Origin of the sequence: Oceanimonas sp. MB9 (assembly GCF_011319775.1) — a bacterium.
In the GTDB taxonomy this organism is placed as follows: domain Bacteria; phylum Pseudomonadota; class Gammaproteobacteria; order Enterobacterales; family Aeromonadaceae; genus Oceanimonas; species Oceanimonas doudoroffii.
The window spans coordinates 408,708-423,362 of record NZ_VFBE01000005.1 but is presented as its reverse complement, the minus strand read 5'-3'; the positions used below and the strand labels follow the sequence as shown (position 1 = coordinate 423,362).

At 57.4% G+C, this 14,655-nt stretch carries 8 protein-coding genes; 3 read left to right on the top strand and 5 right to left on the bottom strand.

What is annotated here, in order from left to right; genetic code table 11:
• Window positions 1–6: 6 nt before the first annotated feature.
• Window positions 7–4,119 carry a response regulator gene (locus OJHNALOF_RS05180; RefSeq protein ID WP_165661371.1) on the bottom strand — a complete coding sequence of 1,371 codons (4,113 nt, stop codon included), beginning with the start codon at window positions 4,117–4,119 and terminating at the stop codon, window positions 7–9.
• A gap of 88 nt (window positions 4,120–4,207) precedes the next feature.
• On the bottom strand, window positions 4,208–5,335 hold the full coding sequence (locus OJHNALOF_RS17145) for a response regulator (protein WP_165661370.1): 1,128 nt from the start codon (window positions 5,333–5,335) through the stop codon (window positions 4,208–4,210).
• A gap of 297 nt (window positions 5,336–5,632) precedes the next feature.
• On the opposite strand from OJHNALOF_RS17145, the gene chrA reads away from it, so the two are divergent.
• The 3 genes from chrA (at window position 5,633) to OJHNALOF_RS05160 (ending at window position 9,594) form a co-directional block, all read left to right on the top strand.
• Window positions 5,633–6,763: a chromate efflux transporter gene (chrA, locus tag OJHNALOF_RS05170; RefSeq protein ID WP_165661369.1), complete on the top strand. Its 1,131-nt coding sequence runs from the start codon at window positions 5,633–5,635 to the stop codon at window positions 6,761–6,763.
• 240 nt (window positions 6,764–7,003) lie between these two features.
• Window positions 7,004–8,485, top strand: coding sequence for a sodium:solute symporter (locus OJHNALOF_RS05165; RefSeq protein ID WP_165661368.1), 1,482 nt, complete (start codon window positions 7,004–7,006; stop codon window positions 8,483–8,485).
• Window positions 8,485–9,594 (top strand): hypothetical protein, encoded by a 1,110-nt coding sequence (locus tag OJHNALOF_RS05160; RefSeq protein WP_165661367.1) that lies wholly within the window; start codon window positions 8,485–8,487, stop codon window positions 9,592–9,594. The genes OJHNALOF_RS05165 and OJHNALOF_RS05160 overlap by 1 nt, the downstream gene beginning before the upstream one ends.
• Here OJHNALOF_RS05160 and OJHNALOF_RS05155 read toward each other — a convergent pair.
• The 3 genes from OJHNALOF_RS05155 to OJHNALOF_RS05145 all read right to left on the bottom strand — a co-directional run bounded on the left by OJHNALOF_RS05155 (window position 9,557) and on the right by OJHNALOF_RS05145 (window position 14,654).
• Window positions 9,557–10,645, bottom strand: a complete 1,089-nt coding sequence (locus OJHNALOF_RS05155) for a LacI family DNA-binding transcriptional regulator (protein ID WP_165661366.1) — start codon at window positions 10,643–10,645, stop codon at window positions 9,557–9,559. The genes OJHNALOF_RS05160 and OJHNALOF_RS05155 overlap by 38 nt on opposite strands.
• Window positions 10,646–10,968: 323 nt before the next feature.
• Complete coding sequence (purT, locus tag OJHNALOF_RS05150; protein ID WP_165661365.1) at window positions 10,969–12,150, bottom strand: formate-dependent phosphoribosylglycinamide formyltransferase; 1,182 nt, start codon at window positions 12,148–12,150, stop codon at window positions 10,969–10,971.
• 41 nt (window positions 12,151–12,191) lie between these two features.
• Complete coding sequence (locus tag OJHNALOF_RS05145; protein ID WP_240919638.1) at window positions 12,192–14,654, bottom strand: heavy metal translocating P-type ATPase; 2,463 nt, start codon at window positions 14,652–14,654, stop codon at window positions 12,192–12,194.
• Window position 14,655: the final 1 nt, after the last annotated feature.

The following is a 14,655-nucleotide window of genomic DNA, read 5'->3' as shown; positions in this document are numbered from 1 at the left end:
GCGCCCTCAAGTCATTATTTTACCGATGTGTGCCAGAACGCGGCCGACCTCGCGGTCCAGCTCGTCCATGGTGTTGTTCGAAATGCCCTCCTTGTTCCGGCAGGCGGTTTCTACCTCGAAAAACAGCTCGCCCAGCCGTTGTGCTCCCACGACCCGGGACGAGGACTTCAGGGTGTGAGCCAACGCCTGCAGCCGTGACCATTCCCCGCTGGCAAAGGCCCAGGTTATTTCTGGTAAATCCTGGTTGAGCTGCTGCATATAATCCTGAAGCAGTTCACCAAACAGCGCTTCGTCATTACCCACCAGCTCTCGAAGCACCTCGGTGTCAATGGTGTGGTCACGAGCGTCGCCTCCCTCAACACCGTTACCGGCATCACTGGTTTTTTCCTGCGGCAGCCACTTTTCCAGCATTTCCTTCAGCCGGGCCAGTTCGACCGGCTTGGTCAGGTAATCGTTCATGCCCTTTTCAAAACAGCGGGCCATTTCTTCCTTGAAGGCATTGGCCGTCAGGGCCACCACCGGAATGGCGGCGCCGTCCCTCTCTTCGCTGCGCAGTTGCTCGACAAACTGATAACCGTCCATTTCAGGCATGCTCAGATCGGTAAAGATCAGGTGGTAGTGACTCTCGTGGATCGCACTCAGTGCCTCCACGCCATTGCCGGCCAGATCGGCGTCATAGCCGAGCAGATCCAGCTGCTGCACGATGACCTTCTGGTTCACCACATTGTCTTCCACCACCAGAATACGCGCCTTGCCTCGATCGGCACCTTCGGCCGAACCGGCGTGTTTTTCCATCACACCGTTGTGTTCGGGCAGCGTAACCAGCCCGGCCGCCATCATCACCGCTTCCATAAAGGCGGCACGACGAAGCAGGTTGGCATCAATCATCACATGATCTGCCGCCACTCGTCGGGCACTGCGCCGGGCCCCGCGCTCAATGGTCAGAAAGCTCACCTTGCTGCCGGTCCAGGCCGACGCCGCCTGCCTCAATGCCGCCAGGACGTTTTCCTGGTGGGGCTGGTCATAAATCCAGACCCAGTCCCCCGACGAATAACGGGGCGCCATGCTTTCGGCCACCTGGATCGTCTCGGCAAATTTCACCCTGGCCCGGTCATGGTCAAGGTAACGCATCAGGCCCGAGACAATGCCCTGTTCATCCCCAATCACCAGACAGTTCAGCCCCTCGACCTGGGCATGGCCCGTCTTTGCCGGTTCATCATCGACTGCCACCTCAAACGGCAGGCTCACGCTGAAACGGCTGCCGTTATCGGGCTCACTGGTCACGGCGATATTGCCCTCCAGCAAGCCCACCAGGTGATGGGTAATGGCCAGCCCCAGTCCGGTACCGCCAAAGCGACGGGTGGTGCTGGAGTCGGCCTGCATAAAGGCCTGAAACAGGTTGGCCACCACCTGCTCGTTCATGCCGATGCCGTTATCGAGCACATCCAGCCTGACGCTGATGGCAGAGGGCGCACTCTGCGTCATGTTAAGGCTGACGGCCACCTTGCCGGGCTGCTTGGTGCTGCTGAACTTGATGGCATTGCTGATCAGGTTGATCAGTATCTGGCGCAGGCGCAGGCTGTCGGATTTCACTCGCGACGGCAGCGCCGGATCCACAAACATGGTCAGCTCCACCCCGGAGGAGCGAGCCTGGTAATCAAACATCTGGCATACCTGCTCCACCAACGCGGTCAAGTCCAGCGGCTCTTTCACCACATCCAGGGTACCGGACTCTATTTTTGAAAATTCCAGAATGGAGTTAATCAGTTCGGTCAGGGAGATAGAGGAGGAATAGATGACGTCCATCACTTCCTTTTGTTTTTGGCTCAGGCCGGTCTGGTAGATCACCTCCAGCATGCCCACCACGCCATTGAGCGGCGTACGAATTTCATGACTCATGGTGGCCAGAAAATAGGATTTGGCCTTGTTGGCCTTTTCCGCATTCTGCTGTGCCTGCAGCAATTCTGCGGTGCGCTCCTTGATACGGTCTTCCAGCTGATCGGTCAGTTGCCTGAGCTCGCCGGTGCGGGCTTCCACCAGATCTTCCAGGCCCAGGTTCAGCTCAAACAGGCGCTTGCTGCTCTTCTTGAGGTTGTCTTCCGCCACCTTGCGTTCGGTGATGTCTACCGCAGCGATGATAACCTTTTCGACCCGGCCGTTATCATCCCGCACCGGAATGATGTTCATGTCCACAAAGAGCAGTTGGCCGTCTTTTCTGGTCAGGGCAACATCGCGCCTGACCGCCATGCCTCGCCAGGCGTCGTTGATGTCTTTCCGCAGCCGTTGCCGCTCTTCTTCCCGGTCATGCAACCAGTAGGCGTCGGTCACCCGCACGCCAAGCAGGCTGTCCTTGTTACCGCCATAGGCTCTGAGCAGCGTTCGGTTCACATTGGTAATGCACCCTTTAAAATCCACCTCCACAATGTAACTGGTCATGTTATCCAGAATATCGGCAAGCTCCTGCCGGGTTTTTCTCAGGGCTTCGGTACGCTGCCTCACCCGTTGTGAGATACGCACATTTTGCAGCAGGCTGTTATAGGTGTAGGCCGTCACCAGCAGCAAAATAAATACCCCGGTCACCATAAACCCTTGCGTATTCAGGGATCTGGCGGGCTTCCAGGCATCCTCGTGCCAAACCTCAATATTGAACCTTTTATAGCCAAGGTAATCGAAGTGGCTGTGCATATCGGCCGCCCCTTTCCGGTCGGCGGCGGGTCGAGTGTCCATCACGGTAAAATGACTGCCATCGTTGCGGTAATTCATGGTGATGCGAAAAATGACATCGAGCAGCCCCATTCTTTCCCTGATGTCATCTATAAAGGCATTAAAGTGAATCAGGCTGCTGACAAAACCGATAAACTCGCGGCGATTCTCTTCCACGCTGGCCAGCGTCGGATTAAACCCCGGTGTATAAACCGGCACAAAATAACGCCAGTCGTCATTGCTATCGGTTTCTCCGGAATGCAGCGGCCTGCGTTCCTGAAAGACCACCTGACCGCTGTCGATGGACAGTTTCAACAGCTCCCGGCTTTCACTGCCAAGATCATAACCAATCAACGACTGGCGCCCGCCCCTGACAAACACCAGCCAGAAGGGGTAATAGGCCTCCCTGACGCCTGCCACCACCGGAATGCTGTTATCATCATGTTCCAGCAAGGAAAAACCAGGATAAAAGGACCGTCTGGCCCTGGCCTCAAAACCCTCCCGGCTTTGATGCATTACCCTCGGAATCCAGGCCAGCCCTTCAATACCGGGACGAATCAGCAGACTGCTTGCGTAACTGGAGAATTCTGCCGGCGTGACCCGCTCACTGCTCGAAATGTAGGCGGCGGTCGAACGGGTGACGTCATCCAGCGACAGCAGGGAGGACTCCAGGCTGTCTTGCAGCAGGGTACTGAAGGCGGCGATTTGCCGATCGCTTTTCAGCTTTTCCACTCCGCTTAGCGCAATAAACCCCACCACCAGCAACAGGCAAACCAGCATAGGCAAAAACTGGAGCTTGCCCACACGGCAGTCGTTGAAGCCCGTCCTTTTCAGCTCGGCGCACTGAATAAAGGGAATGGCGATAAACATGCCCAGGCTTTCCGACATCCACCAGTTGAGCAGGCTTCCCGCCAGATGCTCCATGGTCAGGGACAGAAACAGGTAAAAACTGCCGATGCCGGTGACTGCCGTGATCATACTGGCCAGCGCCACAGTCGAAAGCAACAGGGCGATAATATAACCCTCGTTGACCTGCTCGGCCCGAGTGCGCAGCAGTTTCCTTAAAATGACGACACCGGTCAGGGTGGCCAGCACCGAGCCGGTGGCGGTGACCGCCGCCATGCCGATAAGGGAAGCACTGAGGTCATGATCCGCCAGCATGACCTTGTGCAGCACATTGGCCGAAAAAGACGCCAGCCACAGTATTTTCCAGTACTGGGCCCCCCACAGGGTCAGGCAATACAGGGCAAGGCCGGCCGCGGGCCAGACCGGCGCACTGAGCAAGGGCGGCATGGCCAGCCACATGCCAAGCTCCGCCAACATAAAATAGCCAACCAGCAGCAAGGCGCTACGCCTGAAAGCCTGCCACTGGCCATGATTGATGCCATTCGCTCCCGCTACCGCCCTGCTTATCATAGGTTCACCATTGTATTCAGTGAATAGCCATAATGCCTGAAGGCGCTTGGTACTGCCGGTGCCAAATACCCATGCCAAAGCTGCAACATTACATCATGTTCCAGTGATCCTTGTTTGCCGGTCCTTTTGCTTCCCTGGAACCCAGTGCCTTTTCTATTTTGCTGATAAAAATCTGACGATTGAACGGCTTGAGAATAAATTCAAAGGCCCCCAATTGAATGCACCTGGAAATAACTTCCTTTTGGCTCTGCCCGCTGATCACAATCACCGGAATATGCTTGGTCCATTCGTTGTGTCGAATATGCCTAATGGCTTCCAGGCCATTCATGCCCGGCATCATCAGATCCATCAGAATAAGATCGGGTGTATTTTCCTGAAGTATTCCCAGGGCCTCGGCCGCCGTTTTGGCAAAATTAACCTGATAGTCGCCGGCCTTGAGCAGGGTCATCATGATATTTCGGTAAAAGGCGTCGTCTTCCACCACCAGTACCGAGGGTTTTGCACTGGCAACCTGCTTCAACGCCCCCTGGTAGCTGTGCTCAACTTCCCGGCAAAGGGATTCAAAGTGCCAGACCTTGTTCTTCAACACATTGATGCAGTCATAGAGGGAGCCGATATCTTCGGTGCTCACCCCCGCATCCCGGTCCATGTGCGGCAGGGCACCAACGCGAAGCTCCTCGGCCTCCTCCAGCACATCCCTGACCTGCTCCGTAAAGACACTGCCGCCATCCACCAACCTTGCCACCACTCCTTCCAGCTCGTCTATCACGGCATGCAGCCGGGCCGTATTCCTGAGCCGGTCACGGGCTTTATAAAGGCTATCCAGCGATCTCAGCTCCTGATAGATGGATATTTTCAGCCTGTGGGGATCAAAAGACAGGGGCCAGAACACCACATAGTTGTCAAAGGTTCCCTTTCGACAGAGGGAATAGGCCTTTTCCGCCTCAAATTTGTCGCACAACAGCAAAATGCGACAAGGCTTGAGGTGCAGCCTTTCGCTTTCGTTTTTGAGACGCTCGTAAAATTCGATGGATTGCTCGACATGATTAAAGGCCAGCACAATAAGCTGGGCCTGGCAGCGGTCAAACATTTTCACCATGTCCGCCCCGGGCTCCGGAAAAATCAGCGCCTTCACTTCATCCTGAAGCATGTCGCGAATGACTTCCATGGTGCTGATGTTGCTCACCGCCACAAATACTGACTGATTCTCGTTCACCGTCATTCCTTCCCATCACTTCCGAAGCTATCGGAATTCCCTGATCCGAGTTAGTCAGACATGCGGTATACATGCCTGGTGACAGCTGTTACTCAAATGTATCCTTGAGAGTATTGCCAATGCCTTGCCGTCTTGCATGGTTACTGGGCAATATTTTCCATTTTTGTTACCTTGCCTGGTCATGGGAACTTCCCTCAACGCCGTGCCATGACTGCGCTCAGGACGATCTGTCATCGGGCCGTCACCTTTTTCGGCTAGCATGGCGCCCCCCAACCAAGATGGAGTGAATGAATCGTCATGCTTTCGGTGTTTTGGCAGTTTTTTATGCTGGGTTGGATCAGCTTTGGCGGGCCGGCTGCCCACATCGGCTATTTTCAGCGTCATTTCGTGCAAAAGCTGGGCTGGCTGCCCCAGGACAGGTTTGCCTCCACCCTGGCCCTGTGCCAGTTTTTACCCGGCCCGGCCTCCAGTCAGCTGGGGTTTGCCATCGGCTATCAGCGCGCCGGCCTGGGCGGTGCCATTGCCGCCTTTATCGGCTTTACCCTGCCTTCATTTGTGTTGATGCTGAGCCTGGCATTGTTGGGTCAACATTACGCCAATTCGCCCGTTACCGCGGCGCTGATCGGCGGCCTTAAGCTGTTTGCCCTGGTGGTGGTGACCGATGCGGTACTGACCATGGCCGGCCAGTTTTGCCGGCGCCGGCTGACCCAGGCCCTGGCGGTGGGCACCGCCGCCCTGCTATGGCTGTGGCCGGGGCTGGCGGCCCAGTTTGTGGCGCTGCTGGCAGCGGCGCTCACCGGCGCCTTCTGGCTGAAGCATGAAGGCACCGACAGCGCCCCCGCCGCCCGCCTCAGCTGGCCCTTTTTGCTGCTGTTTTCCGGCCTGTTCCTGCTGTTGCCACTGCTGGCCCATGGCGGCTCGGCCGGCCTGTTTGCCGACTTTTACCAGGCCGGCAGCCTGGTGTTTGGCGGCGGCCATGTGGTATTGCCGCTGCTGCAGAGCCTGCTGGCAGATACGCTTTCTCAAGAAGCCTTTCTCACCGGTTATGCCGCCGCCCAGGCCATGCCCGGCCCCATGTTCAGTCTGGCTGCCTTTCTGGGGGCCGAGCTGTTGCCGGCCAGCCCCCTTATCGGTGCCCTGGTGGCCACCTTTGGAGTCTTTTTACCGGGATTTTTGCTGGTGCTGGCGTTGTTGAACGGATGGCAGGCACTGGCGGCCAACCGGCGCATGGCGGGCGCCGTGGCCGGTGTCAATGCGGCCGTGGTGGGATTGCTGCTGGCGGCCCTCTATCAGCCGGTGTTTGTGGCCAGTGTGACCGGAGCTCCGGCTTTGGCCGCAGCGGCGCTGGGCCTGCTGGCGTTGCGGGTGTTTCGCTGCCCGCTGCTGGTACTGATCCCGGCGTTTATGCTGCTGGGGTTGTGGTTGTAGGCCGGCAGAACAAACAGCCCCCTCTCTCAGTTAACAACCGCGCTGAACCACAACATCACCCCTGCAGGTTCAGCGCGTGACAAAAATTTACACCCCCCCCTTCTTCGGCTTCCACTCACAACCCCTTAACAACTGATTGACAAATGATCAAGATGAGATAAAAATCACCATGTAACCGGTTACATTCAACTTTCAAGCAACACAAAGAAACACTTTGATGTAAATGGATTGGAGAACGCTATGGAGTGGTACATTGGATATACAGTTGTATATTTCATGATCATGTTCGCGATCGGTGGATATTACTTCTTTAAAGTCAAAACCTCGGATGCATACCTCATCGCCGGATGGAATATGGGGTACTGGAAAATCACAGGTACCCTGATCAGTACATGGTGCGGGGCCGCCGCCTTTATCGGTTGGGTAGGAATGGGCTTTACCAAGGGCATATCAGGCTACTTCATGTTTGCCCTCCCCGGCATTCTGGTGAGCCTGCTGCTGATCATCTTCTTCAGCAGACCCCTTCGCAGGCTGAAGCTATACACACTGGCCGATCTGTTCGGTAAACGCTTTGGCAGAAAGGCCGGTGTTGTTCCTTCTGTTTTTTCTGCCTTTGTTTATTCCGTGCCCGCCACTGCCCTGCAGATTGTCGGCATGAGCACCGTATTTAACGTCATCTTCGGCATCGATCTGGATACCGGGCTACTGCTGTCGTTTGCCCTGATCCTGGGGTTCACCATTCTTGGTGGGCTGGAAGCCACCATAGTGACCGACGCATTGCAGAGTGTCATCGTCATTGCCGGTATTATCATACTGGCCGTCTGTTCCGTTTTGTATGCAGGTGGTCTCGAGAATGCCCTGTTCAACACCCCCACCGAATTTCTGACACCGATTCCGGCGGGCAGAACCATGGAGGTGATCACCTTCGCGCTCACCGTGGCCCCCTTCTACCTGGTATGGCAATCGACCTGGCAACGGATCTTTGCCTCAGAGACGGAAGAAGTGGCCATCAAGGCCGGGGTCACCGGATTTGGGCTGGTCATGCTGATTTCCTTCCTGCCCTACAGCATTGGGGTACTGGCCAGGCAGTTTGTGCCCCTTGATACGGCGGCAGATCTGGTCTTTTCCTTTGTCACCATGGAGCTGCTTCATCCGGCAATCGGCGGCATTGTCATTATTGGCCTGCTTTCTGCGTTAATGACAGGTGCAGACTCCTATATTCTGCAAGGCAGCTCCAATCTGTCCCATGACCTGTACTGCGGCTTTTTCAACAAGCAAGCCACCGAAGCGCAGAAGATGAAATCCGCCAGGATCAGTGTGGTGATTATCTCGGTGCTGTCGCTGGGGGTCTCGTTCATGATGAGCGATATTATTTCCATGTATCAATGGGCATTGAGAATATCGGCCACTACGTTGATCTTTCCCTTCCTGGCCGCCATGTTCTGGAAGCGAGTCACCGCCAGTGGCTGCATTGCCAGCATGACTGGCGCCCTGAGTATCACCGTTCTGTGGCCGATGTTTGATACCGGCATTGATGCGGCCTACCCCGGCTTCTTTGTTTCCCTGTCGGCATTATGGATCGTCAGCAAGCTGACCTCTCACGCTCATGAAGAGGAAGCCCGCGCGTTTTACTGGAGTGCCATTCGTCAGGAAGCCCCCGAAAACAGCTCAACGGTAACAAGTGAGCAAACCGCCGACTATGGTATTGCCACCAAGTCTTGATGATGACTCAAGATGCTGCCTTCGCCTGCCGGGGCGGCATCTTCAATAACGGAAAATCAAGCATGACATTCAAGGTGACTAACCCCTATATCGGCACGACAACCTGGCAAAAAGGGAACATTCATGTTCATACCAAGGCAAACCCTGATAAACAGGGCAGCCCGATTGATTATGTGTATGGTGGAGACTGTGATGACGTCATAAGGAAATCCCTGAGCGCTCCGTTCAACTTTGACTTTATCTGTACTTCCATTCATCCGTATATCGATGCCATTGATACCTTTACCCAGACCGTGAAACACAAGGACATTGTGGTTATCCCCGGAAGGGAAATACAGAATGACACGATAAATTATGGTCATTATGAGGGGGGTTACTTTCGGGACGAGAAAGCAAAGTACATACACGCCCTGACCATGGGAAGGGAGAACGGCGTATCTCTTTGTTGCCATCCCAACTTCTTTGAAACCACGCGACCTCGTGAAGGCGGTGAATGGCGGAATATTCTTGAAAGCCTGCTCTTTCCCTGTGCACGATTAAAACAGCTGAATCTGGTCGGCATAGAAGTCTACAATGGTCTGTCAATGCTGGAAGAAGACCAGGGAAGCAAACCTTATTACCCTTACTTCAGTGAAACTTGTTGGGACGACCTGCTCACTCGCGGTTATAAATGCCTGGGGTTCGCCGGCAATGATGATTTCTACCGGCCACACTACGTATACGAAAATTATGCGCCGCTGGGATATATTCAAGTAGCGGGCGAAAAAAACGAAGCCAGCATACTGAGTAATATAAAATCAGGCAACTTCTATGCCAGCACCGGCATTGAGCTGGATACCCACCCGCTTCTGGTGAGCGAAACGGATGACGGCTATGACTTTCACCTTTCCTCCCCACATGAAGTTATCTGGCAAGCAATTGTGTTCGAACGGCAGGAAGATGACTACGTGCTACAAAGCTATTCATCGGGTGTGGCCAATGAGTGGACGTTCACTCAAAGGAAAAAATGGAAATACATTCGGTTCCAGGCCAGCTCTGCCCTAGATGACAAAAGACGGGCCTGGTTGCAACCTATCTATGGTCCCGACTGGACGGATCATGGTTCCTGATACGGCTCCCGACCCTGTCATTCCCTATATCAGCGACACTTTCCCGAATGATCAGCTCGGCATCGAGCAGGTGGGAGATCAGTGGGGTGCCCTGTTCCAGATGGCAGACCAGCGCCTGTGCGATGCGCTTGCCCATCTCGGTAACAGGCAGGTCCACCGTTGTTAGAGAGGGATTGGTGAATTCGGAAATCTCCAGATTATCAAACCCGATCACAGACAGGTCCTGCGGCACGACAATGCCCTTTTTCTCCAGGGCCAGCAGCACTCCGATGGCGATCACATCACTAAGACAGAGCAGTGCGGTAGCTTCGGAAAACGCCTGCTCTCCCTTTTCCTCAATACTTGCCCACACATATTCATAGGCCGATTGGGTATTCAGGCCCAATATTTGTGACTGCGGCTGGTATTCGGGGCCATAGTGCTGCTGCAGCTCATCAACGACGCCCTGGAACCTCATCATGGTACGATCATTGTTCTCCAGAGGACCACTTAGCAACTGAATGTTCCTGTGCCCATGACTGACCAGATAACGAGCCACCTTGCGACCGAGGGCATAATTGTCATAGCCGATGGTCGGGTGCTCTATCGCCTCATCGTAAACACTGCTTAATACATAGGTAATATCGGTTCTTCGTAAATAATCCAGTAGTTCGGCATCATGATTCAGGCCCGGCAATATCAATGCTTCAACGCCAATATTGACCAGATCCCGAACCCTCAGGCTTTCAGCAATGGCTCCCTTTCTTGTCGTTGAGACCACCAGGTTGTAATTCCTTTCTGCCAGTGACGACTCCAGTGCATCAAGAAACTTGGCGTAAACAAGGTTTTCCAGTGTCGGTACAACAATACCGATAGAACGAGTGCTGCGGGTGGACAGCGCTCGAGCCGAGCTGTTTGGAATGAAATTGAGCTGTTCTACTGCCAGCCTGACTTTTTCTGCCGTCTCTGGTGACACCTTGTCCGGCATGTTCAGGACTCTGGAAACGGTAGCGACGGAAACCCCGGCCAGGCTTGCTACCTGCCTGATACCGGCTCTTTTGTGCTTACTCATATGGTTATTTCCGCTGCTTAATATGCCAGGGATACTTCCCTCACTTAGGGGCGTTTGCAATCATGCCAGCTAATTCCCCGAGTGTATCGACCGCTGCCGGCAGGTTCAATGCCTGCCCCACCCCTCACCGATTGAAAACTATGCTGGGCAGTCTTCCCCTTAAGAAAAGGGTGTGCTCGCTCCTTCCAAACTATGATCATGGGTCTCCCGGCCTTTATGCCGCAGGGCTTGTGGTTGTCATCCATAAAAAATCCGGCCTCACTTAGGACCGGGCCGGACTTTATGGATTGCCGCCTGCACGGCAATAACCGCATTAACTCCAGTTAAAACGCCACCTTGACCGCGGCGGCGGTACGGCGGGCCTTTTCTCTGGCGGCGTCGATGCCGTCGGCCAGGCTCAGGGCCACGCCCATGCGACGGCGGCCGTTGATTTCCGGCTTGCCAAACAGGCGCAGATCGGTGTCCGGCTCGGCCAGGGCCACGCTCAGGTTGCCAAAGGTGGTTTGGGTGGAGTTGCCTTCGGGCAGGATCACCGCCGAGGCCGCCGGGCCATACTGACGAATGGCGGGAATGGGCAGGCCGAGAATGGCCCGGGCGTGCAGGGCGAATTCCGACAGGTTCTGGGAGATCAGGGTTACCATGCCGGTGTCGTGAGGCCGGGGCGACACTTCGCTGAACAGCACCTCGTCGCCACGAATAAACAGCTCTACACCAAACAGGCCTCGCCCTCCGAGGGCCGACGTCACTTTTTCAGCCATGGCTTCCGCCGCCGCCAGCGCTGCCGGGCTCATGGCCTGAGGCTGCCAGGACTCGCGGTAGTCACCGTCTACCTGCACATGGCCGATAGGAGCGCAGAAGCCGGTGCCAGCGGCATGACGCACGGTAAGCAGGGTAATTTCGTAGTCGAACTGCACAAAGCCTTCCACGATCACTCGTCCACCGCCGGCGCGGCCGCCTTCCTGGGCATAGTGCCAGGCGGCGTCGATATCGGCCTCGGTTTTTACCGTGCTCTGACCCTTGCCCGAGGAGCTCATGATCGGCTTGACCACACAGGGCAGGCCAATCTCGGCCACGGCCGCACGAAATTCCTCCTGCGTGCCGGCAAAACGGTAGGGCGAGGTGGCCAGCCCCAGCTCTTCTGCCGCCAGCCGGCGAATGCCTTCCCGGTTCATGGTGAGCTGGGTGGCGCGGGCGGTAGGCACCACGGTAAAGCCTTCCCGCTCCAGCTCGGCAAGCGTATCGGTGGCGATGGCCTCGATCTCGGGCACGATCAGGTGCGGCTGCTCCTGTTCGATAACGGCGCGCAGCGCGGCGCCGTCGAGCATGGAAATCACATGGGCGCGGTGAGCCACCTGCATGGCCGGAGAGTTGGGATAGCGATCCACCACGATGACTTCAACGCCGAGACGCTGCAGCTCAATCACCACTTCCTTGCCCAGCTCACCACCGCCGCACATCAACACTCGGGTGGCAGTTGCCGACAGGGGGGTACCCAGAGTTGTCATAACAGAAGTCCTTTTTGTGAGAAAGCGCACATTATAAAGAGTTATTCCGCGTCCTGGCCAGCCGGCCTGAACCGCTTCAGCCGCAGGGCATTGGTCACCACAAACACGCTGGACAACGCCATGGCGCCGGCAGCCAGCATGGGCGAGAGCAGCAGGCCAAAGGCGGGGTAAAGCACGCCGGCCGCCACCGGGATCAGGCACACATTGTAGGCAAAGGCCCAGAACAGGTTCTGGCGAATATTGCGCAGGGTGGCCCGGCTGAGGGCCAGGGCCTGGGGCACGGCACGCAGGTCGCCGCGCATCAGCACCACATCCGCCGCCTCGATGGCGATGTCGGTGCCGGTGCCGATGGCCAGGCCCACGTCCGCCGCCGCCAGCGCCGGGGCATCGTTGATGCCATCGCCCACAAAGGCCACGGCACCGTGCTGCCGGCGCAGATGCGCCAGCGCCTCCACCTTGCCGTCTGGCATGACCTCGGCCTCCACCGCATCGATGCCAAGCCTGGCGGCGATGGCACTGGCGGTGCCCTTGTTGTCGCCGGTGATCATGGCCACCTTGAACCCCTGCCGATGCAGGGCGGCAATGGCTTCGGGCGTGCCTGCCTTGACCTTGTCGGCCACCGCCAGAATCGCCGCCGGTTTGCCGCCAATGGCTACATACAGCGGCGTTTTGCCCTCACTGGCAAGCCGGCCGGCGGTGTCGGCAAACACCGCCAGGTCCATCTCGAGGGAGCGCAAGTAGCGGTCCGCCCCCACGTTCACCCGTACGCCGTCCACCATGGCGGAGACGCCCATGCCGGTAACGGTGTCGAACTCGCTCACCCCGGGCAGATTCAGGTTGCGCTCTTGCGCCGCCGCCACCAGCGCCTCGGCAATCGGATGTTCGGAGCGCTGCTCCACGGCGGCAATGTGCGCCAGCACGGTGTCCTTGTCAAAACCTTCACCCACTTGCAGATCAGTCAGCTCGGGCTTGCCCTCGGTCAGAGTGCCGGTCTTGTCAAAGGCGATGACCTTGGCGCCACGCAGGGCCTGCAGGGCCTCTCCCTTGCGGAACAGTACTCCCAGCTCGGCGGCCCGGCCGGTGCCCACCATAATGGAGGTGGGCGTGGCCAGCCCCATGGCGCAGGGACAGGCGATGATCAGTACCGCCACGCCGTTGACCAGCGCAAAACTCAGCGCCGGGGCCGGCCCCAGCCACCACCAGAGCACAAAGGTGAGTGTCGCCAGGCCCATGACCACGGGCACGAACACGCCGGTGACCTTGTCTACCAGCGCCTGTATCGGCAACTTGGCCCCCTGGGCCTGCTCCACCATGCGAATAATCTGGGCCAGCCGGGTCTGCTTGCCCACTTGGGTGACTTCCACCAGCAGGGAGCCCTTGTTGTTGACGGTGCCACCGGTGACCTCGTCGCCTTCACCTTTTTCTACCGGTTCCGGCTCGCCGGTAAGCATGGACTCGTCCACCCATGAAACGCCGTCAACCACGGTGCCGTCTACCGGAATGCGCTCCCCCGGGCGCACCCGCACTCGGTCCTTGACCTTTACCCGCTCAAGGGGAAGGTCTTCGGTATGGCCGTCGCGCTCCACCCTGGCGGTGGGCGCCTGCAGGCTGAGCAACTTTTTAATGGCCTCGCCGGTGCGACCCTTGGCCCGGGCCTCCAGATATCGTCCCAGCAGAATCAGGGTCACGATCACCGCCGTCGCCTCGAAATACACCTGCCGGCTGCCCGTAGGCAGCCAGTGGCCGGCAAAAGTGGCCAGGGTGGAATAGCCCCAGGCCGCCAGGCCGCCCAGCGCCACCAGGGAATTCATCTCGGGCGCCCCCCGCAGCAGCGCCGGCAACCCTTTTTTCAAAAACAACCACCCCGGGCCAAACAACACCAGGGTGGTCAGCACGAACTGCAGCTGCCAGTTGAGGGATTGCCCCAGGGTGGTTTCAACCCAGTGGTGCATGCCGGGTACAAAGTGAGATCCCATTTCCAGTATGAACACCGGCAAGGTGAGCACCGCGGCCATCATCAGGGAACGTTTCAGTGCGTACTGTTCCCGTTCACGGCCATCATCGGGCTCGCCTCTGGATTCAGCATCGGCGGCCTCGGCGCTGAAGCCGGCCTTTTCCACCGCGGCGATCAGGGCAGTGCTATCCTGGCTACCGGCCAGCAGCTCCACCCAGGCCCGGCCGGCGGCCAGGTTGACGCTGGCGGACAATACACCGGGCAGCCGGCCCAGTACCTTTTCCACCCGGCCGGTGCAAGACGCGCAACTCATGCCGCCAATCACCAGCTCCACCCTTTCCACCGGGCACTGGTAGCCGGCCTTGTTCACCGCCGCCACCAGCTCGGTGGTGGCGGTGCCCTGGTCCAGGGTCAGCTCGGCGCTGTTCGACGCCAGGTTAACGCTGGCCGAACGCACGCCCCGTTGCGCGCTCAGGGCCTTCTCAACCCGGGACACGCAGGACGCACAGCTCATACCTTCGATGGGCAGGCGCAGATTCAATGTGGTCATG